The sequence below is a fragment of the Ruegeria sp. AJ12 genome (assembly GCF_056536245.1).
The window spans coordinates 2,896,292-2,920,955 of the sequence record NZ_JBQFJJ010000001.1 but is presented as its reverse complement, the minus strand read 5'-3'; the positions used below and the strand labels follow the sequence as shown (position 1 = coordinate 2,920,955).

20 protein-coding genes are annotated in these 24,664 nt (G+C 58.2%); 6 read left to right on the top strand and 14 right to left on the bottom strand.

All coding sequences use genetic code 11. The features are described 5' to 3' along the window. Positions 1-82 precede the first annotated feature (82 nt). Positions 83-1,768, top strand: a complete 1,686-nt coding sequence (locus tag ACR3E0_RS14535) for a chloride channel protein (protein WP_480479525.1) — start codon at positions 83-85, stop codon at positions 1,766-1,768. A 4-nt stretch (positions 1,769-1,772) separates the two neighbouring features. Here the strand turns inward: ACR3E0_RS14535 and ACR3E0_RS14530 are convergent, their stop codons facing one another. Together ACR3E0_RS14530 and ACR3E0_RS14525 are read right to left on the bottom strand one after the other, a co-directional pair. Continuing rightward, positions 1,773-3,140, bottom strand: coding sequence for a DUF3179 domain-containing protein (locus ACR3E0_RS14530; protein ID WP_480479524.1), 1,368 nt, complete (start codon positions 3,138-3,140; stop codon positions 1,773-1,775). A gap of 168 nt (positions 3,141-3,308) precedes the next feature. Beyond that, positions 3,309-4,145 (bottom strand): class I SAM-dependent methyltransferase, encoded by an 837-nt coding sequence (locus tag ACR3E0_RS14525; protein ID WP_480479523.1) that lies wholly within the window; start codon positions 4,143-4,145, stop codon positions 3,309-3,311. A 378-nt stretch (positions 4,146-4,523) separates the two neighbouring features. Between ACR3E0_RS14525 and ACR3E0_RS14520 the strand changes: the two genes are divergently transcribed. Beyond that, positions 4,524-5,396, top strand: coding sequence for a tyrosine-type recombinase/integrase (locus tag ACR3E0_RS14520; RefSeq protein WP_480479051.1), 873 nt, complete (start codon positions 4,524-4,526; stop codon positions 5,394-5,396). Positions 5,397-5,405: 9 nt separating this feature from the next. Beyond that, positions 5,406-6,644 carry an IS91 family transposase gene (locus ACR3E0_RS14515; protein WP_480479522.1) on the top strand — a complete coding sequence of 413 codons (1,239 nt, stop codon included), beginning with the start codon at positions 5,406-5,408 and terminating at the stop codon, positions 6,642-6,644. A gap of 461 nt (positions 6,645-7,105) precedes the next feature. Here the strand turns inward: ACR3E0_RS14515 and ACR3E0_RS14510 are convergent, their stop codons facing one another. From ACR3E0_RS14510 to ACR3E0_RS14490, 5 genes are all read right to left on the bottom strand, one after another. Continuing rightward, complete coding sequence (locus tag ACR3E0_RS14510) at positions 7,106-7,570, bottom strand: phosphate-starvation-inducible PsiE family protein (RefSeq protein WP_480479521.1); 465 nt, start codon at positions 7,568-7,570, stop codon at positions 7,106-7,108. 49 nt (positions 7,571-7,619) lie between these two features. Further along, a complete protein-coding gene (locus tag ACR3E0_RS14505) occupies positions 7,620-8,408 on the bottom strand; it encodes a transporter (protein ID WP_480479520.1) in 789 nt (262 codons plus the stop codon). A gap of 40 nt (positions 8,409-8,448) precedes the next feature. Beyond that, entirely contained in the window at positions 8,449-9,453 is a 1,005-nt protein-coding gene (locus tag ACR3E0_RS14500) for a DUF1254 domain-containing protein (protein ID WP_480479519.1), read from the bottom strand. A 166-nt stretch (positions 9,454-9,619) separates the two neighbouring features. Continuing rightward, positions 9,620-11,506, bottom strand: a complete 1,887-nt coding sequence (locus ACR3E0_RS14495; protein WP_480479518.1) for an alkyl sulfatase dimerization domain-containing protein — start codon at positions 11,504-11,506, stop codon at positions 9,620-9,622. Between the two features lie 29 nt (positions 11,507-11,535). Next, positions 11,536-12,594, bottom strand: coding sequence for a DUF1214 domain-containing protein (locus ACR3E0_RS14490; protein WP_480479517.1), 1,059 nt, complete (start codon positions 12,592-12,594; stop codon positions 11,536-11,538). 422 nt (positions 12,595-13,016) lie between these two features. Here ACR3E0_RS14490 and ACR3E0_RS14485 point away from each other — a divergent pair, with 422 nt between their 5' ends. From ACR3E0_RS14485 to ACR3E0_RS14475, 3 genes are all read left to right on the top strand, one after another. Further along, the gene (locus ACR3E0_RS14485) at positions 13,017-14,090 is read left to right on the top strand and encodes an AraC family transcriptional regulator (RefSeq protein WP_480479516.1); all 1,074 of its coding nucleotides are present in this window, start codon (positions 13,017-13,019) and stop codon (positions 14,088-14,090) included. Between the two features lie 71 nt (positions 14,091-14,161). Beyond that, positions 14,162-14,908 carry an outer membrane protein gene (locus ACR3E0_RS14480; protein WP_480479515.1) on the top strand — a complete coding sequence of 249 codons (747 nt, stop codon included), beginning with the start codon at positions 14,162-14,164 and terminating at the stop codon, positions 14,906-14,908. A 179-nt stretch (positions 14,909-15,087) separates the two neighbouring features. After that, positions 15,088-16,338 carry an alpha/beta hydrolase gene (locus ACR3E0_RS14475; RefSeq protein ID WP_480479514.1) on the top strand — a complete coding sequence of 417 codons (1,251 nt, stop codon included), beginning with the start codon at positions 15,088-15,090 and terminating at the stop codon, positions 16,336-16,338. A 204-nt stretch (positions 16,339-16,542) separates the two neighbouring features. On the opposite strand, the gene ACR3E0_RS14470 is transcribed toward ACR3E0_RS14475, so the two are convergent. The 7 genes from ACR3E0_RS14470 to ACR3E0_RS14440 form a co-directional block, all read right to left on the bottom strand. Further along, complete coding sequence (locus ACR3E0_RS14470; protein WP_480479513.1) at positions 16,543-16,884, bottom strand: DUF427 domain-containing protein; 342 nt, start codon at positions 16,882-16,884, stop codon at positions 16,543-16,545. 63 nt (positions 16,885-16,947) lie between these two features. Continuing rightward, positions 16,948-18,738 (bottom strand): aminopeptidase P family protein, encoded by a 1,791-nt coding sequence (locus ACR3E0_RS14465; RefSeq protein WP_480479512.1) that lies wholly within the window; start codon positions 18,736-18,738, stop codon positions 16,948-16,950. A 77-nt stretch (positions 18,739-18,815) separates the two neighbouring features. Continuing rightward, complete coding sequence (locus ACR3E0_RS14460; protein WP_480479511.1) at positions 18,816-19,982, bottom strand: alpha/beta hydrolase; 1,167 nt, start codon at positions 19,980-19,982, stop codon at positions 18,816-18,818. 304 nt (positions 19,983-20,286) lie between these two features. After that, positions 20,287-22,164, bottom strand: coding sequence for a cobaltochelatase subunit CobT (cobT, locus tag ACR3E0_RS14455; protein WP_480479510.1), 1,878 nt, complete (start codon positions 22,162-22,164; stop codon positions 20,287-20,289). After that, the gene (locus tag ACR3E0_RS14450; protein ID WP_480479509.1) at positions 22,161-22,862 is read right to left on the bottom strand and encodes an aspartate/glutamate racemase family protein; all 702 of its coding nucleotides are present in this window, start codon (positions 22,860-22,862) and stop codon (positions 22,161-22,163) included. The genes cobT and ACR3E0_RS14450 overlap by 4 nt, the downstream gene beginning before the upstream one ends. Before the next feature lie 13 nt (positions 22,863-22,875). Further along, positions 22,876-23,862 carry a cobaltochelatase subunit CobS gene (cobS, locus tag ACR3E0_RS14445; protein ID WP_480479508.1) on the bottom strand — a complete coding sequence of 329 codons (987 nt, stop codon included), beginning with the start codon at positions 23,860-23,862 and terminating at the stop codon, positions 22,876-22,878. A gap of 148 nt (positions 23,863-24,010) precedes the next feature. After that, positions 24,011-24,616 carry a methyltransferase family protein gene (locus tag ACR3E0_RS14440; protein ID WP_480479507.1) on the bottom strand — a complete coding sequence of 202 codons (606 nt, stop codon included), beginning with the start codon at positions 24,614-24,616 and terminating at the stop codon, positions 24,011-24,013. Positions 24,617-24,664 lie beyond the last annotated feature (48 nt).

Sequence of the window (24,664 nt, the reverse complement as noted above, 5' to 3'; positions counted from 1 at the left end):
GCTACTCCGGCCTGCCTCTATCCTACTTTTATATGAGGCGTCCGTGGCTTACTAAGGGGTATGATATGATCCCCGAGGGCCAATGACCCAATCGACCCGCACCGTATTGCGCAACCAGTTGAATCAGGCTCTGGCCGCGGTCAAGGACGCATGGCGGGTAATGCTGCGACGTGGTCCCAGCCAGATTCAGTTCTGGTTCATCGCACTGGCCATCGGCATCGCAGCGGGGTTTATGGCACTGGCTTTCCGCAAGGCCATTCGCGGATTGCAGGCCTATATCTACCAGACCGAAGACATTTTTCTGCTGCACAGCCATGCGGAAAAACTGCCCTGGCTGTGGGTCTTCATCACCCCGGTGATCGGTGGGTTGGTTGTTGGTGTCATTCTGCACAAGTTCACCGATGACGGGCGCGTTCGCTCGGTGGCCGATGTGATCGAGGGGGCCGCGGTAACCGACGGCCGGGTCGAAACCAAGGCAGGTGTTGCCTCGTTCTTCGCCTCGCTTATCACGCTGAGCACGGGTGGATCGACGGGCCGCGAAGGACCGGTGGTGCATATGGCGGGTGTCATCTCCACCTGGGTCAGCAACCGCATCCATGCCGACGGGATCACGGGGCGCGACCTGCTGGGCTGCGCCGTGGCTGCGGCTGTCTCGGCCAGCTTCAACGCGCCCATTGCCGGCGCGCTTTTTGCGCTTGAGGTGGTGTTGCGCCACTTTGCCGTACATGCCTTTGCTCCGATCGTGATCGCGTCGGTTGCTGGGACGGTGATCAACCGGCTTGAATATGGCGATGTCACAGAATTCACGCTTGAGACGCCCGGCTCGCTACAGTTTTACGTCGAACTGCCGGCCTTTCTTATCCTTGGGCTGATCTGCGGGTTTGTTGCACTTGTTTTGATGCGTTCGATCTTTTTTGCCGAGGATATCGGCAGCCACATCCAGAACCGCTTGTCCCTGCCACGCTGGCTGCGCCCGGCGGTATCGGGGGCGATGCTGGGCCTGCTGGCCATCTGGTTCCCGCATATCATCGGTGTCGGCTATGAAACCACGATCCGGGCTCTTGCAGGGGATCTGGTTCTGACGACGGCAATCCTGTTTGCTGTTGTCAAAACCGTGGCTGTGGCGATCACCATGGGCGGTCGTATGGGGGGCGGTGTGTTCTCGCCGTCGTTGATGATCGGCGCGCTGACCGGGCTGGCCTTTGGTCTGATTGCCACGGGACTGTTACCGGATGTATCCGGCACGCCCACGCTTTATGCCTTCGCGGGGATGGGAGCCGTGGCCGCGGCCGTATTGGGGGCGCCGATTTCGACCACCCTGATCGTATTTGAACTGACCGGAGACTGGCAGATCGGTCTGGCGGTGATGGTCTCGGTTTCGATGTCCACCGCGCTGGCATCGCGGTTGGTGGACCGGTCCTTCTTCCTGACGCAGCTTGAGCGTCGCAACGTCCACCTGGCGGCCGGGCCGCAAGCCTACCTGCTGGCGATGTTGCGCGCAGGTGCGGTGATGAGGCCCATCGGTGATGCGCGATCAATCACCAGGGACGAGGCACAGGCGCTGATCGACCAGGGTCTTTGCGTCAAGGCCAGCGCGACGCTGGAGGCCGCGATGCCCTATTTCGACCGCGACGACATTCCCTGCATTCCGGTGATTGTGATGGATGAGGACGGGAGCGAAACTCCGGTTGGTGCGCTTTACCATGTGGATGCGCTCAAGGCGTACAACCGGGCTCTGGCGGCAACGGCGGCCGAAGAACACTCTTGAGGTTTCACTTGCTGTACACGCTCGCCGCATCGCCCAGATAATTGTCCCACGCAAACCAGTATGACACATGCCCCGCCACGCGCGGCAACCGCGTGCCATCCGGTGCGACCAGGGCCTCCTCGGTTACGGTCCAGATGGTGCCCGCCGTATCCTGCAGGCCATCACCTGTCGCCTTGAATTGGTGCGTCTGCCGCTCATAGGCCCGGACACTGCGTTCCGCCGCATCGCCCAACAGGACCAATGGCCTGTTGGCAATTGCATCGTTGATCACCGGTTTGGTGCGGAAAGCATCCAATGGCCAGGCCCGTGCGGCCCCAAACTGGCGGATCGCAAAAACATAGTCTTTCTGCCGATGTTGCGACTGGTCCACCAGTGCCGGAAACATCAACTCGCTGGACGCAAAATACTGCTGGTAGACAACACCAGAACCGTAGTTGCGTCGGTGCCCGGTGTTGAGGGACAGAACCCGCGTGCGGGGATGTGAGGTTTTCCAGCTGCCCCACGTGGTAATGACCACAGGGCGCTGCTTCAGCTCGATCCCGCTGTCCACCAGAGGTCCGACCACCGGTTTGCCGGTATACTGGTTCCACAAGGAATGGGTCTCGCGATCAAACATCAGTTTGTTGGAGCGGTACAGGAACCCTGACGAACCGAAGACAAACGGCTCCGACCGATCAGAAACCCGTGTCTCGAACAGGATGCCGGACCCGCACAGCGTACAATACGCCAACGCAACCGGAACACCGCCAATCACCTCGTTGAACATCTCGTGCCAGCCCATGATCCGCAGGGGATAGGCGCGGACATCCCCATTGATCGCCACGCCGAACACCAGATCGTCGCCCTTTAGATAATCGGCGCTGGCAGCTGGGATCAGGGCCGGATTGTCCAGCGAGGGGATCCCATCCTTGAGCACACCGCCCCATGCGATCTCTTCCAGCCGGATCTTCATCCTGTCGCGCTGCAGGTATTCATGGCGCAGGAACACGTCGAAGTTCGGATCCATCCGCAGCAGGACCTCGCGTTTGAACGGGATCAGCGACGGGTGAGGCACCAGTTGCGGGTTACGCTCCTGCCAAAGCATCCACTCGAACCAGTCGGTTCCATGCCGCTCTCCGGTCAGGGCTTCCATCACTTCGGCAATATCGTCGCTTCGCCGGTTCGAGAACCGCATGGCCGTCAGCAGGGCCGGGACGACATCCGGGTTTCCTCGATCCGTCAGGAACGCCATCTGCGCTTCGAATTCGGTCCTGCGGGCATGCAGCGTACTGCGCAGCGCCTCCAGAACCGGGTCCTGCTGCGCCCAGAGCGCAGTTGGCATCAGCGCACCGGCGCCCACCAATCCGGTAAAACCGCGGCGTGAAACAGGCATGGCATTCTCCATTCGCATCCATGCCCAGTTTGCCTGCTGTTTCGCTCACATGCACTCCACAGCCGCGTGAGCGGGGATACATGAAGTTGTTTTGTCGGTGTTGACAGGTGAGATGCAGCAAGGTCCGCATTGCTGGCAAAGCGGCCATTGGTCACGTCGGTTCCGACGTCAGCTTCCGGATCGTCTGGCAACGACTGTAAACGAATGACACTCTGTGTCAGTCGCATCAAGTTTGCTGCTTATGTCGTCAATTTCAAAGCCGCTTGATTTCAGCTCAGCCTCGAGGGTGCTTTGGGAAAAGTGCTGCAACCAATTGTAAACACGCCATGTTTCTTGCTCTTCTACGATGGTGAAGAGATCTAGGGAAACAGCAGCAGTTTCGTACTTCCAAGTGCTATGAAAGACGTAGCATTCATCGGCCGTCCAGAACCGATCCATGTAGTTGCGCGCAAAGACAATTCCCTCAGAGACCCTCTCAAAAGCCTTCATTGAAGGCACATCGAAGACAAAAGCGCCTTCAGAATTGAGCGAGCGGCGCACCTTGTCCAACAAGGTCCTGCGTTGAGAAGGGGAAAGGACGCAGAAATCGCAATATATGAGTGTTATCAAATCCTGCTGTGCCGGAAGCGCGTCGGTAAGGTAATTGGCTTGTCGAAATGCAACTGAACCGCAGCCTGGATCGGAGTTGAAGGTGGCGTACTCGATGGAACTGGCGGAAAAGTCCAAGCCCTCAACCTGCGCCCCACGTTGCGCGTATCGTTCTGCGTACAAACCCGGACCGCAGCCCAAATCGCAAACTTTTTTGCCGTTCAAACCAAATTCCTGATCAAGCCACTGCACTGCTTGATCGATACTATGCAGGGGACGCGATGCCAGCGGCGTCGTCTGGTCCAGATGCGTCTTGAGCATTTGCTGAGCCAAGTGTGGCTTCGTCCACAATGTCTCCGCCGTGTAGACGGAAAACAAAACCGGTTTTCGGTGGATTTCGGATAGTTCTTCAAACATAGGGGTCATTTCCACAATCAGGATTCGGAACCGCTTCGATATCATACCAAGCCCCGATCGTGCGTGAGGGAATGACTGATAATCGTTCTGAGATATCTAGCCTTCGTACGAACTCTCGTACACCGGCCTCGGAAACAGCCGCTCACATTCGCCGCAGCATTTGACGCATTTTGACTCACAGCGGTCAACTGACGGTTTCAGTAGGCCACCGCGTTGGCTCAGCCGGGATCGAGGTCAGGAATGCGGACATGGACGAAACCGCTCTCGCGGTATTGGCGCTTGGGGCAATGACTGCGCATTAATTCAACAGTGGATTTGGCGAACTGACGCGCCTGTCTGACGATTTGGACCTTCTCAATCTGATGACAGGAGGTTCCGATGACGGACCAATATGTGCCGAAGCTACGCCAGCGTTTTCTTGAAGACATGCGGATCAAGGGGCTGCAGCCCAAGACGCAGACGATGTATCTGCGGGCGATGCACGATTTCACGCGGTTTCTGGGGCATGCGCCAGACAGTGCGACACCGGAGGAGTTGCGGGGGTTCCAGCTCGACATGAAGGCGCGCGGCGTTGGTGCGCCGACCTTCAACAACCGGCTGACCGTGCTGAGCTTCTTCTTCGCCACGACCTGCCCGCGCCCTGAGATGAAGCGGCATATGCGCTATCAGCGGGCGGCCAAGAAGATCCCGGTGGTGCTGAGCGCCGAGGAAGTCGCGCGTATTCTCGAAGCTGCGCCGGGACCGGGGCTCAGATATCGTGCTGCCTTCAGTGTTGCCTATGGTGGCGGGCTGCGCGCCAGCGAGGTCACGCATCTGAAGGTCGGCGATATCGATAGCGACCGGATGCTGATCCGGGTCGACCAGGGCAAGGGCCGCAAGGATCGTCACGTGATGCTGTCGCCCAGTTTGCTCGAACTGCTGCGCGACTATTATCGCGAGGCGCGCCCGAGGGGGTGGATGTTCCCCGGCCGCAGCCGGATCGACCCGATCTCGACACGGCAGTTCAACCGGGCGTTCGGGGTGGCCTGCGACTTCGCCGAGATCAGGAAGAATGTCTCGCCCCATACGCTGCGGCACAGCTTTGCCACGCATCTTCTGGAGGGCGGGACGGATATCCGGGTGATCCAGGTCCTGCTCGGTCACGCCAAACTGGAGACCACAACGATCTACACGAAGGTGGCGACCAAGATGATTCAGGATGTGACCAGTCCGCTCGATCTGTTGGTGAGACGAGAGGCGGCACCCGGCTAATCCCGGTCCATGCCCCCCTCTCATCGCTGCAAGCAGCGACTGTCGGGCAATGGACCAAAGCTGGAGGTCGCGGATATCTTCCGCGCCCATGGGCCTGCGTATCGCCGCGAACATGCAGGACATCTGAACCTGCAGCAGTTGAAGGTGATGTCCGCGATCGAGAGTTGCCGCACCGCCGCGCTTGGCGGGCACGTGGCGTCTTGCACAAAGTGCGATCACCAGCACATCGCTTACAACTCCTGTCGCAATCGACACTGCCCAAAGTGCCAGGGGGCAACCGCCCGCGACTGGATGCAGGCGCGGATGGAAGACCTGTTGCCGGTCGAATACTTCCATGTGGTGTTCACGCTGCCTGCGCCAATCGCGGACATGGCGTACCAGAACAAGGCGGCGGTCTATGGACTGTTGTTCAGAGCCTCAGCCCAGACGCTCCTGACCATCGCCGCCGATCCGAAGCATCTGGGCGCGCGGATAGGCATGACCAGCGTGCTGCACACATGGGGATCAGCGATGACGCATCACCCGCATGTCCACGTCGTGGTCCCCGGCGGCGGAGTGTCAACGGATGGCACCAGCTGGATCGGCTGCCGCCCAGGGTTCTTCCTGCCGGTGAAAGTCCTGTCGCGGCTGTTCCGGCGTTTGTTCCTGGAAGGGCTGCTCCGGTTGCACAAGGCAGGCAGGTTGCGCTTCTTTGGCAATCTGGTGGGGCTGGCAGACCCGAATATCTTCGCTGCGCACCTCGCCCCGCTGCGCGAAGCCGACTGGGTTGTCTATGCCAAGCCGCCCTTCGGAGGGCCCGAACAGGTGCTTGCCTATCTCAGCCGATACACCCATCGTGTGGCAATCTCGAACCACCGCCTGGTCACTGCCGACGCGGACACGGTTACCTTCCGGTGGAAAGACTATCGCATCAAGCGCGGGGATCGGATGAAGGTCATGCGCCTGCCCACAGGTGAGTTCATCCGCCGCTTCCTGATCCATGTCCTGCCTCCCGGCTTCCACCGCATCCGCCACGCGGGCTTCCTCGCTAACGGTATCCGCCGCGACAGGATCGAGAAGATCAGGCGTTTGTTGGATCAAACAGGCGAACCTGACCCAATGGCCGACAAAGAAGCGCACGCCGAAGCACTGGAACAAGACCTGAAACACACATGCCCAAAATGCGGCAGCACGATGCGTGTGGTCGAGATCTTCACCCGTGGCCAAACCCCAAAATCCCGCGCCCCGCCATGGGAGGATGCCGCATGAGCCAAAAATCAAACCCGGCCCCACCATCCGGAGGCACCGGACCAGTCTGTGCGCTCAAATTCCTGAAAAGCGTGCCAAAACGGCGTGCGAAGATCAAAATCGAGACCGATCAATGACATGCGCTGCCGAATCCGATCGGCCAGCACTACACGTCGCCAAAGGCGATACTGTGCTGCGCTTCAATTGCAGAAGCCCGTAACGCACAATCCCCATAGCACCAAAATCCTCCCGCGCTTTCTTCCTTGTCAGGTTTGTCGCCGCTGCAGCTCACGCTGACAGCAGCCACAAACCTTGGACAAAGCGACCTTTCGTCGGACAAGTGCCAAGGTCCGCTTCTGGATTTTTTGGATCCTCGAACGTTTTTTCTTTGGCTGAATAAATAGGCAATTGCGGCGTCCAAAAAACACCAATGTCGGCGATCTCGCTTATGAAAGCGTCGATAGAAGCGCTCTGTGAAATACCTACTTGCCACGCCACAACAGCCAATACGTGACACCAAATGCCAGGCCGAGACCCGAATACCCAACGAAATAGAGCGGTTCCAAGTCCGACGTGTCGAGTGTGATGACCTTTCTGGCAACCGCCATAAGAGCCGTTGCAACAACCAATTTCACATGGATGACATCGGCAGTCAGGTAGAGTGTGACATTGGTATAGATTTCGATGGCGATCAAAACCACCAAAGCGGCGGCAAAGACGTCCAGCAGATCACTGACATCAAGAATAAGAACCGGCGGGCTTACAAGCTTGATGTAGAACGAGTACCCGGCATCAATAACGGCGAACCCAATCACAACGACCATGAACAAAGACATCACCCTAACGGCATGTCGAATGAGGCGATTGCAGCTTCTGACGATCGGGTCTTCATGATCAGGATCAAGCTCAACATGCGCTTGCCCATTGCGTTGCGTCTGTTCGGTCATCCAGACCTCCCTAATCTCTGCGGTTGTTACGCAAGGCCTGCGCCAAACATCAGCGTCTTCTGGGTAAGACGACCTGGGCCTGCAAGCGTAATCTAAGGCCATCTGCGCCGACTTCGGGTGCCTCCAGCCAATAGCCGACCCCGGCTTGCAGATTGACCGGCACCGCCCCCCATTGGACCAGTTTTGAAACCGAAGCGTTTATCGGTACGGCCCAGACTTCATTTTCCCAGTCATAGGTGCTTTCGCTTTGCAGCGAATAGGTCCAGGCGCCTTCGGTGGAGTACGCCAGGAAAGGCTGGACGAAACTCACATTCGTTGGGGTTTCGGGGTTGCTTTCCAGATCCCAAAGATGATTGGCCAGCGCGCCATAGGTCCACGGCCCGGTCTGACGCAGGGCAATGCCGGTGATACCGGCGGCCCAGGTATCGCTTGACACATCGCTAAAGGTCGGGAACCGCACAACCGGACCAACGCCCCAGGTCACGTCCCCTGTTCCTGTAGGAGAAAACCAGGCAGAGAACAGAACATCACCGATCCCTTCCTGACGCGTCCCGGGGACAATGTCTTCCTGCCAGATGTAAGGAATAATCGTGCGGGTGATCATGTTTAGATTATCGTTAATCTCAAAGGGCACGACCGGCTGAAAATTCAGCGTGGTGCGCGATCCCTGATCGGAAACGCCCAGATTGTCGTCGTAGTTCAGCTGAAACGGAACCGAGACGATTGCCGCAAGCGGGTTGGCGAGTTCCTGAGCCAAATCGGAAGCCTCATCAGCTAAGGCGGAAGTTCCGGTGCAGATCGCGCAAAGCAAGCCTGCATAAGCAAGGGGTCGTTGCATCTGAGTTTGGTCCTTGTTGAGGGATGATTGGACGCTTGGCTTAGTTCACCGGTTCGATGCTCGGGAATTCCCAATCGCCGTTCAGGATTGCGTCCTCCGGCTCATAGAGGCGGATGCCATAGTTCCAGCCCGGCGTAATCGGAATGCAGTTCACGCGACCGTCGTCGCAGCCGCCGAAATGCAGCGTGACCGAGCCGTCTTCTGCGGTCTCGGCGGTGTGGTCGTTGAAGCTGTTTACACCCAGCTCATTGGCTTCCATACGACCGCTATCACCGTAAACAGTCACCGACCAGAATGCACGAACCGGCACGTCTCTGATCGTAACGGCATGCGGTGTTTCGCCATCATTCTCATCGACCGCGCCCAACCCGTAAATCGCGGATTCAGCAGGCAGACCACCCCAACCGGAAAGGGCTCCGATTACAAACTCAACAGGATCGACGACCTCCTTGCTCCTGCCAAAGGCAAGAGTTGAATCGACGCCCAACAGCGACAGATCACTGATCGCCTGACGCGCAACGGCGAGTTGCTCGGTGTTCCAGTTGGGTGCGTCAAATGGGCCCGATCCACCGCCACTGACGACGATTTTGTCCTGCGCCGCGTGTGCGGCGGCAATATCCTCCGGGTCCGTCACGTCGGCAAAAGTGCGGAAAGCAAGGTAGGCAAAGCGCGTGCCGAGGTCCTCTTGAGTGATCTGATAGGTGCCGGGCTCTACCTCGGCGTACATGAAATGATCCTGATTGATGACATGCATCGAGATATAACGCCCATCTGCGTCAGGGAGCGTCACTTCGACGGGTTCACTCAGATCTAAAAGGGCAGCGGAATACAGCGTGTCTTGGTTCATGCGGATCACCGGTTGATTATCCGGTGTTGTGGGCTCGCGCACATGCCCAAGCTCACCGACGGCCACGCCAAGATTGGCCATGTTGGTACGCATCATGTGGTCGGTCTCGGCACGTACGAGATTGGGAATGGTGACATCAACCATGTCCCCGGCAAAGGCGAGGGTTGGGACGCAGAGTGCGAAGATCAGAGAGCGCATCATACTTTTTCCTTCATTTTTTGAATGTCGAGGCCGGGGCGGACCTCAAACGCTTACACATCTTTTGCCGCTGTCGAGCCCTGTGGCCGACAGCACCATATTGTTCGTTTCCGGCACATAGCGGTCAAAATGACCGACAAGCTTGGCCGTCGCTGTTCCAACACGGTTACAAATTCATCATCTCCGGCTCGGGCTGCGTTGTCGGGAGCTGATCGAATGAGTTGAGGATCGCCTCCATTGCGGAGGTGTCACCTGTGACGACCGCATCCCCCGCCGCAACCGCGTCGGCAAGCGTCAACTCGCGCAGTGCGATGCGACCCCAGGTGCTGCGGTCGAGCTCGATCCCCACATCTGCCGCGTCCGGGACAACGCCCGTCACTTCAACGACACCACGCCGCGCATGAATGGCCCAGGACTCATCAAGGTCGGTGAATGCCATCCGAGCCACGGCCTCGACCTCGGCACTGCCGACGGGGTCCACGTTGAACTCCAGGAGCTTCAGATACGTGCCGGATGGGGATGCGAGAACAATGTCAAGCGCAGGCGGCGTGAAAAACCCGATTTCGGGCGGTGCTGTCCAGTCCAGCTTTCCTTCCAGATGCAGGGCGCTCGTCAATAGAAAGTTGCGGGCCTGAATGCCGGCACGAGCAGCTTGCCCCATGGCTCGCAGGGCGTCGGCCTTTAGTTGCGGTGCTTCTGTGTTGTCTGGGTCCGCAGCGATGACAAAGCTCAGTAGTTTCGCCGTCAGATTGTATCGCTTCGCCTCGAATGCATCGCGCGCCTTGCCGATGACCGCATCGACACCCCCGAAGCCTTCAATCATGACGTGGCCCAGCTCAGCATCCGTTGGCGGGTGCAGATCGGCGGTGTCCTCGTGGAACCAGCCGACGATACCCCTGTAGACGCCGCGCACGTTGTACTCGTGTTCCACATAGCCCGGATACAGCCAGGGGTGTTCGGCCAGATGTAGCGGCAACTGGATAGATGCAACCATTTCGTCGGGCGTCATGCCGCGGTTGATAGCCCGGACAGACTGATTGTAAATGAAGGAATAGTAGTCACGATGTGCTGTCATGACCTCATAGGCTTCATCTCCCTGTAGCGGGACGCCGTGGCACCCAATCAGCACCGCAGGACGAATGGCGCGCATCTTGTCGATGGATGCGATCATGTCATCCGGCGCGCGGTAAAAATCTCCGCGCAGCGTGTACATGGGAAACGCCATTGGAATGACGTTTGTATTGTGAAGGATCAGGTCCTTTTCGGGAAATTGCACGATAAGGCTATCGCGAGTATCCCCCACAGCGTGATGGAACACGACCTTCAGCCCGTCGATTTCGACCTCTTCACCGTCCGCCACCGGATATGTCACGGGCAGGTGGCCGTTGGCCTGAAGATCGGGATCGTCAAAGGTCGGCTCATTCGGGCCGACATAGGCGTCGGGCCCGTCATGCGGCAGGTAGAACCCCAATTGGATACTGGCCCGGCGGAACTGCATCGGACCAAGCGCGCCAGCAGTCAGTAGCAGGTTCCTATCGACATCGGGGTGGCCATAGACCGGCAGATCACCGCCGCTGTCTTCTGCAAAGGCGCGTGCACCGCCCGTATAGTGATGGTGCGAATAGATGATTGCGACAATCGGCAGATCCGTCTTGGTTCTGATCAGCTCCAGAACCGCGCGCCCCATACCGATATTGGTGCCAACATCAAAGACGATCAGCCCGTTTTCGCCTTGCACAAAAGTGAAATTCCCCAGCATGTATCCGACAATGGACCAGACGCCCGGTATCGGCTCAAAGAACGTCGCTTCCTGAGGCTGGGATGCCAGGTGGTTGAGGTAGTCGCCGTTGGCGATTGCCCCGTTCGATGCCTCTGCGATGATATCATCGAAATCGCCCCGGTAGGACAGAGGGATATCAAAAATGTTCGCTGCCGCGCCTGATTGGTCGGTCTGCGCGTTGGCAGCGGATGGAACAACGCCTCCCGCAGCGCTTGCGGCCACAAGGGCGGTACCGGATAAAAGGAGTTCGCGGCGATTGGGTTTGACTGGCATGTAACTATCTATCTGATTTTAGGGGATTTTTAGTTTGACGCTTCGACAGCTGGGAAAGTCCAGCTGCCGTCAATGACCTCTGGCTTGGGTTGATAAAGGCGCACGGTGTAATTCCAGCCCTCCATGATCGGGAGGCAATTTGTACGGCCATCGTCGCAGCCGCCGAAATGCACGGTCACACTGCCGTCGTCATTCCTGGTGCCCGAGACCGAATTGATCACGTAGGAGTCGAGGGAATTGAGTTCAAAGAACCCGTCAGCATTGTAGAGGCTTACGGACCAGAATGCGTTTACGGGCACATCGGCTGGCACCTGGATTTTGTATTCACCGACCGGCAGGCCGGGCTCAATATTGAGATAGATGGCTTCTTCTTCGGGCAGACCGCCAAAGCCGACTGCGGTGCCCAGAAAATGGCGTATCGGATCGACGCGATCTGCTGTGCCAAAGGTTCGAACACTGTCTGAGGCGAACCTGCCCAACTCAATTGCGGCCTGAATCGCGGTTTCGAGGCCTTCCGAGTCATAATTGGGCATCTCAAAGGGTGTTGCCGAGGCAGCCTCAATGGTGAATGCCTCCTGAATGCTGTTGACCGCCGCGACATCCTCCGGGTCTTCGGCATCCACCAGTATTCTCATGAAAACAAGTACGTAAGGGGTATGGAACGTATCCATGTCGAGCTGAAACACACCGCCGCCGTCAAACACTTCATTGAGGAAATGGTCCTGATTGACAATCATCGTCGTCATGTAGCGATCGCCTACATCAGGCAGGGTCAGGGTTGCGCCCTTGCTGATATCGACAACCGCCGTGCTATAGAGCGTGTCTCGGTTCATTCGAATAGTGGGCTGATTGTCGATGGGGGTAGGTTCTTTGAAGTGAAAGAACTGGTTTACGCCGCCAGCCAGCCGATTATAGGTCATCAACTGACTATCTGTCGCGGCTCGGACGAAGTTGCTGATTGTAATCGGTACCTCATATTCATCGGCCAGCGCATCGACTGTTGTATCAAAACTCTGAGCGGTTGCTGAGCCGCCAAGCACAGCAGCCAAGGCCGCAAGTTTCCATCGTTTGTGCAAGTGATTGATCATTTGCTGTTCCACCAACTAACTAAAGAAGTGCATTGCGTGATGATCCCGACACCTGATCAGGCGCGCATTCTCACGCCTCTCACTTTGCGGTTTGCAGAAACTCTACAATTGGAACCATGGTCATTGCCGTTCAACAAAACACAGAATTCGAATGTAAGCCCTGACAGATTGGAACAACCGCGCTCGAAAACTGGTTCAAAATGACAGGTTTCAAAAATGCTTTGACCACCCTGCCAGAGATTCTTCTCCTTTTGCGATCAGCAGGTAGAGGCGCTTAGTTCTAGCAAGGCTCAACCAGCGGGAACCTGACTTTTTCGCTTCAAAAAGTGACTTCGGCTTTGACACAGGTCAGGGACACCAAGCCGCGCCGGGCTATGCTTGGTGTGCTCAATCGTTCCATTTCAGTACTTGTAGGATGTATGATGACGGGGCAGGACCGAAACGCTCACCACAAAACACCGCCGCTGGCACGTGGGCGGGTTCTTCTGCCGCTGTTGATGGCATATCGGGAATCCGGTCGATCGGTAGACAGTCTTCTTGCAGGTTTCGACCTTTCGTTTCCGGAACTAAGAGCACCGAATTGCTTCATTCCACACGATACGGTCTATGCCGTGTTCGAGGCCGTCGCGCAAAATACATCGCCGGACTTTCCGGCACTCGTCGGCCAGACGTCTGATCCGACCGTTTCATCCCCATTCGGGCAGGCCTTTCGCGCCGCAAACTCCCTGGCCGGTTTCATCGCCAGGTTCTGCGTTCATGTGGGAAACAATACAAATGCGGTCACGATGGCACTTGATGTCTCCGGAGACTACGCCGTGCTTTCTGCCAAACGCAGGTTCACGCCGCGCTGCTCTCCTGCCTATATGGATGCGTTTCAGATCAGTCGGTGGGCCACGTTGTTGCATGAAACCGCCGGTCCACATTGGGAAGCCAACAAGGTTCTTGTTCGGGTGAACCGCCCCGATCTGCTCCCGTCATACTTCTTCGGTATCCGGGCCGTCGGTGCCGGGCCAGACGGATATTCCGTCCGCTTCCCAAGCGCCTGGCTTCTGTTCAAAGTAACCAACCGAACTGCGACCTTGGCTGCGTCAACACTTCAAGACGACAAAAACCCAGTTCCGACAGACTTGCTGAGATCGATCCAGAGCGTTGCCAACTCTATGGTTGGGCGAAGTGACCTGTCGGTTGCGACGCTTGCCAGAGCATGCGGTGCTCGTGGCGCCGTTCTCAATCGCCAGCTTGCGGCTTATGGGACATCACTCTCTCGTATAGTGATCGAAGCCAAATGTGATCGCGCCAAACATCTGCTAGCCAAATCCGAAAAGTCGGTGGCCGATATTGCAGATCAGTTGGGGTACTCTGACGCGACCGCTATGACACGGGCCTTCAAGAAATGGACCGGTCAGACACCTTCCGAATATCGCGCAAACGAGCTGAATAGCCACACGGCATCTGTTCCGATACTCGACCCGGTCGAATGCGATTGTGAAACGTAACAGGACTACGGCGCGGCCCATCTTTTGCCGCACCTCAAACTCGGGATAGGCAAAAAGGGGGGGAGCGGGCCATGGAGTGCTTAAAAATACGGTGTATCGCAAGCAGTTTTCTGGTTGCGGCGACGACGCTGCTCGGTGGATCAACAGCAGTGGCGCAGGACTCCGACCGGAGTTTTTTTGGCAGCTTCTATATCTACGCCGCGGACACCAAGACAACCATTGGCTCGCTAGAGTCAGAACTCAGCTTCAGTGAGGCGGTTGAAAACCTTGATTTGGCATTCATGGGTACGATTGAAGCGCGAAATGGCCGGTGGTCGCTGATCGCGGACTACATGCGCACAGACCTGTCCTTTGACGGTGACACTCCCGGCCCGGTGTTCAGCGGCGCCGAAACCAGTCTGAAGACGCAGTTCTTCAGTGGCTATGCCGCTTACACGGCCTATCAGGATCAAAACCTGGCCGTCGATCTGGGCGGTGGGTTTCGCTGGTTTGAGACGAGCAGCACAATCACGCTGGTCGGCGGTCCCACCCCAGCACCAAGTTCCAGTGCCAGCGACGATTGGATAGATCCTCTGATTGCGGCCCGTATTCGGTATCAGATCAATGACCGATGGTCGGCCATTGCCTTGGCAGACTACGGTGGATTTCGCTCAGATCGCGAAACCGCACAGTTTTTGGCAACGATAGGTTATGCCATCTCTCCAAAGTGGAATTTGCGCGCAGGTTATCGCTATATCATGGTCGACAAGGGTGAAGGTCAAAACAGGTTCAAGCTCTCACAATCCGGACCTGTGTTGGGCGTGACTTACGGCTTCTGAATACGGGCATGATGCGAGAGGTAGCCATGCCGAACACAAACAGGTTTGAAGTACCGAAGTCGCGCCAAGGCGCGAGCAGCAGTGCCGACATGCTTGGGACAGACAATTGCAGCCGGATGCTAACAGTCGGACAAAGGCAATTGAGGAAAGTAACGACGAGGCGGCTGATTGCCAGAGCTTTGCCTGCGGCAACCGTGTGTTCGTTCTGTGTTCTCGCTGCCTGCGGGCCAAATATCTATGACGATATTGACCTGATGCCGTCCCCAACGGTCTATACCGAGGCTGCTTTTGACCCTTACAAGGACATCACGGCAGACAATTTTGTGCAACGTTCGCAGCTATTCTACGCCACAGATCGGCTGCCCGTGGTTCCCGGCGACCCACAAGCCTTTTATAACAATGAGCGCGGTCATGTTCTGCGCGCTGGACTCGTCGATGTACAAAGCGACCCGCCGCTGAGTTCATGGGAAGATCTCCGCCGTATTACCATGACACGCGAACGCGCCAGGGACTACACGCTCAGCGTATCTGACGTACAAGAAATAGGCGTTATGCCTTTCAGCACCACGCGCTACATAGACGATCCACCATCGCCACAAGAGATGCAGGCAGCCGGCCGTCAGTTTGCCCAACAGGTTGACGATCAGCTTGCAGCCTCAGGCAACAATGACATTTTCATCTATGTCCATGGCTACAATGTCGATTTTGATTACTCGACCCTTGTCTCCAAAGAGTTGCAACACTTTCTGGGCTATCAGGGCGCCTTCATCAGCTACAACTGGCCCGCTACACCCAATCGCTTGGCGTATTTTCGGGATCAGGAATCTGCATTGGCGACGCGCCGCAATTTGCGGTCTCTTGTCGAATACTTGTCGGCAAACACCAACGCCCGGCGCATTCACCTTATAGGATACAGCGCAGGCTCAAGGCTCGCATTTGAAGCCGCCTATCAGATTGCTTTGCGGCCTGGGCCAAAGCCGCGGCTGGGGCAGTTGATCCTGATCAGCAGCGATCTTGATCGAAGCTATTTCTTGCAATCAATTGAAGACGGCCTTCTGGATGCCGTTATAGGTGCGACACTCTATCAATCGCAGACCGATTCAGCGCTGGCGATGTCACGGTTGGTCTTCGGCCGCGACCGTCTGGGTCAAGTTTCCGATGAAGCAATAAATGGGTCTCTGTTCCAGCGCCGACTGTCTGAGATGAAAACCCTACATATCATCGATGTGACCGAGGCCGAAGCAGCCGATACAGGAAACGGGCATTGGTACTTTCGGTCTTCGCCCTGGGCCAGCAGTGACCTGTTCATTTCTCTGCTTACAGACCGAGATCCTCAAGCGCGCGGGCTTGTGCGTGCTCCGGGCGAAGCTGTCTGGAGTTTTCCATCGAATTATCCGCAGACACTGCAACGCTTTCGAAATGGCAGCTAGTACTGGGACTCCAGTGGGTCAGAACCATTAGAACCAGTTTCTGGATTTAATCTATGAGCCTGACAACGCACCTAGAATGCTCAACGCAAAGCTGACGTTCGAGCAACGCGCAGCATCGGTTGAAGTGGGCTCAATCCAGTCATCGACGATTGGCAACCGATTGCTCTTGGCGGAACAGCGTGAACCGGCGAAGACTAACGCCGCCTAGATCTGTTCGACCTTCACGGAGTCCAGTGGATAAAACGCCAGATGACTCTTGATCTCGGCCACCGCCGGGATCGGGTCTTCGTAGCTCCAGACAGCGTTTTCAGTCACCGAGGACTTGTTCACGATGGAAAAATGGGCGGCGTCGCCCTTGTGCGGGCAATGGGTGACCTTATCAGTGCGGTCCAGAAAGGCCATCGCGATGTCCGAGCGCGGAAAGTAGATCACCGGGTCCAGATCGCCTTCGTGCAGCTCCAGCGCGTCGCTTGTTTCGCCCAGAATCGCACCGCCCGAGCGGACACTCCATTTGCCCGGTGCCTTTTGGATCTTGATTTCAGTCATTCCTGCTCCTTCCCTCGTCGTCTTTGGGCCTTTCCTTTGCCCTTTCCGTGTAACAGCGCGGTGTCAGACCGGCGCGGTGGCGGCATCCAACCACAGTTGCGCCGCGTCGCCCAGCCTTGGCCGGATTTTTTTCGCAACATCGCGGTGATACGCGTTCAGCCATTTGCGTTCTTCGGCCGTCAGCATGTCGGCGACGATCAACCGCCGATCAACCGGCACGTAGGTCAACGTGCGCCAGCACAGCATCGCCCGCTCGGCGTCGCCGCCGGGCAACAGGGGGGCGTCCTGCACCACAACCAGATTTTCGATGCGAATACCGAAATGCCCCTCACGGTAATAGCCAGGCTCGTTCGACAGGATCATGCCGGGCTTCAGCGGCACATGGCTGACCCGGGACAGGCGCTGGGGTCCCTCATGGACGCTCAGATAGGTGCCAACCCCGTGCCCGACCCCATGATTGAAGTCCTGCCCGGCCAGCCAGAGCGGCATGCGCGCAACGCATTCGATATCCCGTCCGGCCAGACCAACCGGCCAGCGCAGCATCGACATTGCGATCATGCCTTTGAGCACCCGGGTGAAACAGGCCTTTTCCTCATCGCCCACCTCGCCGATCGTGATTGTGCGGGTGATGTCGGTCGTGCCGTCCAGATATTGGCCGCCACTGTCGAGCACCAGCAGGTGACCCTCTTCCAACCGGCTATCCGTCTCTTCGGTCACGCGGTAATGCATGATGGCACCGTTTGGTCCGGTTCCGGCGATGGTATCAAACGAAATGTCCTGCAAAGCGTTGTCGCGGCGGCGGCTCTCTTCCAGCCGCGTCACCACCTGCGTTTCAGTCAGGCTGCCGGGCGGTTGCGCGTCCAGCCAGCACAGCAGTTCCACAACAGCGGCGGCGTCGCGCAGATGCGCCTCGGCGCTGCCCGATATCTCGGCCGCGTTTTTGCAGGCCTTGGGCAAAGCGCAAGGATCGCCCCCGTCGACCATCCGGTCGTCCAAGGCATCCGCCACGATCTGCGGTACGGTGCTGGCGTCGACCTGAATGCGCCCCTCCAGCGCGCTGACACAGTCCAGAAACGCCGCTGGGTCCAGCACCGATACCCTGGCGCCCAGGTGATCGCCGATCTCTGTCAGCTTTTCAGAGGCCATGAACAGGTCCACCCGGCCATCGTCATGCAGAATGGCAAAGCCATGTGCCACCGGGTTATAGGCGATGTCCGAGCCGCGGATGTTCAACAGCCACATGATCGAATCCGGCAAGGTGATCACTGCTGCCGAACACCCTGACTTGCGCAAGCCGTCTGCCAGTCGCGCAATCTTGCTCTCTGCCGTTTCTCCTGCAAATTCAATCGGATGCGATCTGACAGGGTTCATCGGGCGGGCGGGCTGGTCATCCCAGATCCGGTCCACCAGATTGGCGCATCGCACCAATTCGATGCCGCTGCCCGCAAGTTCGTCCATGGCTCCTGAGATCTGGCCTGCCGCATGCAGCCACGGGTCAAAGCCGACTTTCCCGCCATTCGGCAACTGCTCCTTCAGCCACGCGCTCAGGCTGACATCCGGCCATGGCACCGGTGTGAAATCCTCGGCCACTTGCGTCTTGACCTGAGTGCGATAGCGCCCGTCGACAAACACGCCCGCCACGTCGGTCAGCGCAGCGCAAAACCCCGCCGAGCCGGTGAACCCGGTCAGCCACGCCAGCCGCTCATCCCGTGGCGCCACATACTCTCCCTGATGCGCATCCGCCCGCGGGATCAGAAACCCGTTCAGCCCCTCATGCCTGAGTTCTTCCCGCAAGGCCAACAGCCGGGGCGGTCCCTGTTCCGGGCGCGCGGTGACTTGGAAAGATTGGAACATGAGGGCCTCGTGCGTTGCGATTTCGCCGAAACTTGCGGTGGCGGGTACCAAATGTCCAGACGCCGACTTGCGGTCGATCAAGGGGTCTCATCCAGGAAACGCTGAATGGTCTGAATATAGATGGCATACGCATCATTGCCGGGCAGCGGAATCTGGTTCCCCGTCTCAAGGATCACCAGGGATGCATTGGGAATGCCCGCCGCCAGTTTTCGCGCCTCGGACAAAGGATGAACGGCGGCGTGACGCCCATGCAGAACCAGCGTCGGGCAATCAACCTTGGGCAAGAGGTCCAGAACCGAGGTGCTGTTGGCAATGTCCCGATACTGCAGCTTCTGCTCGCGTGAATAGAGCGCCTGCATCTCGGTCACCAGGTGCCGCACGCTCTCCAACGGACCGTCGGGAAAGTAGCTGAGCGTCGAACCCAGTGCATATCCGCCACCGGGTGTTTGCCAGCCTTCGGCAATAAGCGTTCGGATTGCATCGGGTTGGTTTGAACCTGCCCGGTGATCCCGCCCCTCGGCCCATCCACCCGAGATCACAAGTTTGGAAACCCGCTCGGGGTATCGGGTCGCAAAATGCAGGGCGGTAAAGGTCCCGCCAAGTTCGCCGATGATTGAGAACCGATCAAAGCCTGCAGCCTCAGTTACGGTCAGGATTTCGTCTATTCTGTGTTCGAAAACGGATTGATTGGCAGTGTTCGAGATGGCAGCGTGATCTTTGTTGTACCGCAAAAGATGAAAACGGTTTGCCATATCCATCAGCCGCGTGCGTTCAGACGACAGGCGCCATTCTGCTTCCAGATCATGTACGACGGACCCGATACGCAGAACGGGCAACCCCTCTCCGGACACTGTGTAGGGAATGGCCCGGCCATCCCGGCCCCGGGCATATCGCAACTGCTGCGTATGCCTGTCTTCGCATAAGGTCGTATCGGCAACTTGGTGGACTTCGGTCGCCAGCTGAAACCCGCGCCGTACGATCGTCCGAATGATGCGCTGCGCCTTGCCGTCATCACCCACGGCTTTCCGGGCCGCCGCGATCCGGGCGCTGATTGTCGAGTCCGAAACAAAGCGACCGTCCCAAACCCGTTCGACAATTTCGTCACGCGCGACCAGCTTGCCGGGGTGCTGGGCCAACAACTCCAACAGGTCAAAAACCTGAGGTTCAACCGGCACGGTTTCACCGCCGCGCAACAGCACGTGCCGATCCACATCCAGTACACAATCTGCAAATTCATAGCGCATGGGGCAAATACACCTCGTTTGAACGGCAGCCACAAGGTTCAACAACAATCTCAGGGGTTTCTCAGGAGTTTCTCAAGAAACCCTTCAAGCGCGTCGGGTCAGCGGCAGGCATAATACAGGGCAAGGAAAGGAGTTTTTTCATGATGCCGCCATTCGACATCGCATTGCTTCGCCACTCGGCGCGGCGATTTCAAACGTCACCACCGCGCGGACGGTCAACCAAACCCCTGCGCGGATTCCGATGGATACTGCGTCACCTTATCAGGCCGTCTTCCACACTGCAAATCCGGCACCGCCTGCGCGGTTAGCTGGCTTTTTTCATGCCCATGACCCGCGCCCGCGCCCGCGGGTCACTGTCAAACAGGGCTGCCAGTTGCTCGGTCATGGCTCCGGCCAGTTGCTCCACATCCGTAATCGTCACAGCGCGGTCATAATACCGGGTCACGTCATGGCCGATGCCGATGGCCAGCAGCTCCACCATCTTGCGTTTCTCAACCATCGCAATCACGTCGCGCAGGTGTTTTTCCAGATAATTTGCCGGGTTCACGCTCAGCGTTGAATCATCGACCGGGGCCCCGTCGGAGATCACCATCAGGATCTTGCGCTGCTCGCGCCGCGCCACCATCCGGCGATGCGCCCATTCCAGGGCTTCGCCGTCAATGTTCTCCTTCAGCAGACCCTCCTTCATCATCAAGCCCAGATTGGGCCGCGCGCGCCGCCACGGGGCATCCGCGCCTTTGTAGATAATGTGGCGCAGATCGTTCAGACGCCCCGGCTGTTGCGGCCGTCCATCGTTCAGCCATGCCTCACGCGCCTGACCGCCTTTCCACGCCCGGGTGGTAAAGCCCAGAATCTCGACCTTCACGTTGCAGCGCTCCAGCGTCCGCGCCAGAACATCGGCACAGATTGCTGCGATGGAAATCGGACGCCCGCGCATCGAGCCTGAATTGTCCAGCAACAACGTCACAACGGTATCGCGGAACTCGGTATCTTTTTCGACCTTGAAGCTCAGCGGCGTGGTCGGGTTCGCGACGACCCGTGCCAGACGTCCCGCGTCCAGAATGCCCTCTTCGCGGTCGAATTCCCAGCTGCGGTTCTGCTGCGCCTGCAACCGGCGCTGCAGCTTGTTCGCCAGCCGGCTGACCGCCCCTTTCAGGGGCTCCAACTGCTGATCCAGATAGGCTCGCAAGCGTTCCAGCTCTGCAGGCTCTGCCAGATCCTCGGCCGCGATCTCTTCGTCATAGGTGTTCAGGTAGACCTTATAGTCCGGATCGGCCTCGGAGGCAGGCGGCGGGGCAGGCGGCTCGAGCGGGGCCTCGCCTTCGGGCATCTCCGCCTCGTCGCCCATCTCATCCTCGGCCATCTCATCCATCGAGACCTGTGCCTGAGATTGATCCTGCTGCTCTTCCTGCGTCTGCTCGGGTGTGGCGTCGGCGTCCTGTTCGTCCTGATCGTCCTGACCGGTGCTGTCGGGATCGGGTTGTTCCTCGGCATCGTCCTCGGCCTGATCTTCCTGATCCTGGTCCAACTCATCTGGGTCGTCGCCCAGCTGGTCGCCATATCCCAGATCCTTGATCATCTGACGCGCGAATTTGGCGAATTCCGCCTGATCCGAAAGGATTTCGTCGAGGTTTTCCAGCGTCCCGCCGGCCTGTTCCTCGATAAACCCGCGCCACAGGTTCATGACATTCTCGGCCGCCGGGGGCATGTCGCGCCCGGTCGCCAGGTGCCGGATCAGATAGCCCGCCGCCACAGCCAAAGGCGCATCCGCAGGCTGCTTGCACTGATCATAGCCGCGCCGGATTGCCTCATGCCCGATCTTTACATCAATGTTTGACGCCGTTCCGGGCATGTCGCGCGCGCCCATCGCCTCGCAGCGCGCAGTCTCCATCGCTTCATACAGATCGCGTGCCATATCACCCGGAGGCGCATAGCGCGCATGGGTCGCGTCATCGTGATAGCGACGTTGCAAGGCCAGAGCATCCGCTGTCCCACGCGCCAACAGAACCTCTTCACGGGCCATCCGACGGGAGACCTGAGGCAGCCGCATCGACTCGCCCGACAGACCCGAGGGATCGACCGTGTACGAGACGTTCAGTTCAGGATCGTCGGCCATCACCTTGGTGGCTTCGGCCAGCGCCTTCTTGAACGGATCAGCGGGGTTGTCGTTGGGTTTGCTCATCTGTCCGCCCCTGCTTCTTCAAGCGTCAACTCATCACTTGCCAGACGCGCCAGTACATCCACATGCACATCCAGCGCATCAACAACGGCATATCCCGGTTCCTGCCCGTCAAAGGCAAGATTCAGATCGGTCCCGGCCAACACAATGGCGTCGGCGTTCAAATCATCCACCATCCGGCGGCCTGCGTCCAGAAACAGCGCGCGATCCCGATCGGTACAAACCCCGGCAACCGCCATATCCTGATAGGTCTGCCCCAGCGTTTCAATCTCGTCTTCCAGTGCAACCGCCCGGGTCTGCGTCAGCTGACCGTAGAGCTTGGTCCGCATCACGACCCGCGTCCCCAGCAACCCGACGATGCCAAATCCCTGCGCGGCGAAATACGCATCCAAAGGTTTCACAGCCGAAACAAGCGGCAACGAAGACAGCGGTACAGTCTCGTCATAGCAGAAATGCCCGCCCAGCGATGTGATCGCCGCGCAATCCGCACCTGCCGCCCCTAAGCGATCAATGAGTCCGGCGTAAACCTGCGCCTGTACGTCCCGTTCATCCGCTAGATTGTTGCGGATCAACTCCTGCACATCCGCATGGACAATGGTCAGCTCCAACGGTTTACCGCGCGCGGTCACAGCCGCACTCAGCCGCTGATAATAAACCACCGTCGCCGCAACTCCAATCCCGCCAATCAAGCCGATATGCATCGCGGACCCCCTGTCACCCCAGGCTGACGCTCGCCGCACTCTCCGGCAGTTCCTCGTCAAAGCAGCGCTGATAGAACTCGGCAACGGTCTGGCGCTCCAACTCGTCGCATTTGTTCAGGAAGGACAGGCGGAAAGCATAGCCCACATCGCGGAAGATCTCGGCATTCTGGGCCCAGTTGATCACGGTTCGCGGGCTCATCACCGTGGACAGGTCGCCGTTCATAAAGGCGGTCCGGGTCAGGTCGGCGACAGTGACCATCTGGCTCACGGTTTTGCGGCCTTTTTCGGTGTTATACAGCGGTGCCTTGGACAGCACGATCATCGTTTCGGCATCATGGCTCAGATAGTTTAGCGTCGAGACCAGAGACCAGCGGTCCATCTGCGCCTGGTTGATCTGCTGCGTGCCGTGATAGAGGCCGGTGGTGTCGCCCAGACCGACCGTGTTCGCCGTGGCGAACAAGCGGAAATTTGGGTTCGGCGTGATGATCTCGTTCTGATCCAGCAGGGTCAGCTTGCCGTCATGCTCCAGCACACGCTGGATCACGAACATCACGTCGGCGCGGCCCGCGTCATATTCGTCGAAGACGATGGCGACAGGGTTGCGCAGCGCCCAGGGCAGGATGCCCTCGTGGAACTCAGTCACCTGCTTGCCGTCGCGCAGCTTGATCGCGTCCTTGCCGATCAGGTCGATCCGGCTGATATGGCTGTCCAGGTTCACACGCACGGCGGGCCAGTTCAGGCGGGCGGCGACCTGTTCGATATGGGTCGATTTGCCCGTTCCGTGATAGCCCTGAATCATCACACGGCGGTTATGCGTAAAACCCGCCAGAATGGCCAATGTCGTCTCGGGATCGAACTTGTAGGTCGGGTCGATCACCGGCACACGATCAACACGCTCGGCAAAGCCTTTGACGGCCATCTCGCTGTCAATGCCAAACACTTCACGGACCGAGATCTCTTCGGTTGGTTTTGCGTTGATATCGATCGATCCGTCAGCCATGCGCCTTGTCCTTATCCTTTGCCCCGTAAGCCGGGTCTGAACCCGTGTGTGGTGCAACATATTGCGGGCAAGGGCAAGGGAAAGCCGCGCGCGCCAAACGCTGACGGGATCTTTCTTTGAAACTGGCCTTATCGGCGCGAAAGACGGCTCAATCCAGAATGGCGTCGCGCACGCGGATCAGGCTGCGTTCATCTACGAAACGCGGCGTGGATTGCATATAGTCCTGAAAGGCGCGGCCATAGCCCTGCAACAACCACCGTTCCTCGTTCAGAACGAACAGAAAGTAGATCGCGAACAGGATCGCCGCCAGTATCAGGGTCATGACGGAGCCGCTGGCAATGCCCAGACCCACCGTGGCCAGAACGGACGTCACATATTGCGGGTTGCGGGAATAGGCATACATGCCGCCGGTCACCAGCCCCTCGCTTTCGCAATAGGTGTTGTCGAGGCCCAGAAACCGGTACCCCCACAGCGTGATGGCGAAAGACAGAACCATGATCGGCACGCCGATGGCATAGCGCACCCAGTATCCCCAACCGTTCACCCAAACCTCGCTGAAGGCAAACACGACAGTCGCACCGCAAAACAACCGGAACAGGCCAAAGGCAACGTGATGGCGCCATCCGCTGGCGCTGGGCCAAAGCCCAAGCTGTGGCTGGCGCAGGTTCAGGGTGAGGTAGGTGCAAAGCAGAACGGCTGAGCAATGGGCAACAACCAGGGCAATCGTATGAACTTGGGAGAAGAGGTGTTCCATATCGAGGTCCGTTGGATCGTGTCACGTTTGGGTCTGATATGGGCGCAT

Bases quoted from the DNA above. Each gene is read 5' to 3' on its own strand.
- ACR3E0_RS14535 (WP_480479525.1), top strand. From the start codon at position 83: ATGACCCAATCGACCCGCACCGTATTGCGCAACCAGTTGAATCAGGCT.
- ACR3E0_RS14530 (WP_480479524.1), bottom strand. From the start codon at position 3,140: ATGCCTGTTTCACGCCGCGGTTTTACCGGATTGGTGGGCGCCGGTGCG.
- ACR3E0_RS14525 (WP_480479523.1), bottom strand. From the start codon at position 4,145: ATGTTTGAAGAACTATCCGAAATCCACCGAAAACCGGTTTTGTTTTCC.
- ACR3E0_RS14520 (WP_480479051.1), top strand. From the start codon at position 4,524: ATGACGGACCAATATGTGCCGAAGCTACGCCAGCGTTTTCTTGAAGAC.
- ACR3E0_RS14515 (WP_480479522.1), top strand. From the start codon at position 5,406: ATGCCCCCCTCTCATCGCTGCAAGCAGCGACTGTCGGGCAATGGACCA.
- ACR3E0_RS14510 (WP_480479521.1), bottom strand. From the start codon at position 7,570: ATGACCGAACAGACGCAACGCAATGGGCAAGCGCATGTTGAGCTTGAT.
- ACR3E0_RS14505 (WP_480479520.1), bottom strand. From the start codon at position 8,408: ATGCAACGACCCCTTGCTTATGCAGGCTTGCTTTGCGCGATCTGCACC.
- ACR3E0_RS14500 (WP_480479519.1), bottom strand. From the start codon at position 9,453: ATGCGCTCTCTGATCTTCGCACTCTGCGTCCCAACCCTCGCCTTTGCC.
- ACR3E0_RS14495 (WP_480479518.1), bottom strand. From the start codon at position 11,506: ATGCCAGTCAAACCCAATCGCCGCGAACTCCTTTTATCCGGTACCGCC.
- ACR3E0_RS14490 (WP_480479517.1), bottom strand. From the start codon at position 12,594: ATGATCAATCACTTGCACAAACGATGGAAACTTGCGGCCTTGGCTGCT.
- ACR3E0_RS14485 (WP_480479516.1), top strand. From the start codon at position 13,017: ATGACGGGGCAGGACCGAAACGCTCACCACAAAACACCGCCGCTGGCA.
- ACR3E0_RS14480 (WP_480479515.1), top strand. From the start codon at position 14,162: ATGGAGTGCTTAAAAATACGGTGTATCGCAAGCAGTTTTCTGGTTGCG.
- ACR3E0_RS14470 (WP_480479513.1), bottom strand. From the start codon at position 16,884: ATGACTGAAATCAAGATCCAAAAGGCACCGGGCAAATGGAGTGTCCGC.
- ACR3E0_RS14465 (WP_480479512.1), bottom strand. From the start codon at position 18,738: ATGTTCCAATCTTTCCAAGTCACCGCGCGCCCGGAACAGGGACCGCCC.
- ACR3E0_RS14460 (WP_480479511.1), bottom strand. From the start codon at position 19,982: ATGCGCTATGAATTTGCAGATTGTGTACTGGATGTGGATCGGCACGTG.
- cobT (WP_480479510.1), bottom strand. From the start codon at position 22,164: ATGAGCAAACCCAACGACAACCCCGCTGATCCGTTCAAGAAGGCGCTG.
- ACR3E0_RS14450 (WP_480479509.1), bottom strand. From the start codon at position 22,862: ATGCATATCGGCTTGATTGGCGGGATTGGAGTTGCGGCGACGGTGGTT.
- cobS (WP_480479508.1), bottom strand. From the start codon at position 23,862: ATGGCTGACGGATCGATCGATATCAACGCAAAACCAACCGAAGAGATC.
- ACR3E0_RS14440 (WP_480479507.1), bottom strand. From the start codon at position 24,616: ATGGAACACCTCTTCTCCCAAGTTCATACGATTGCCCTGGTTGTTGCC.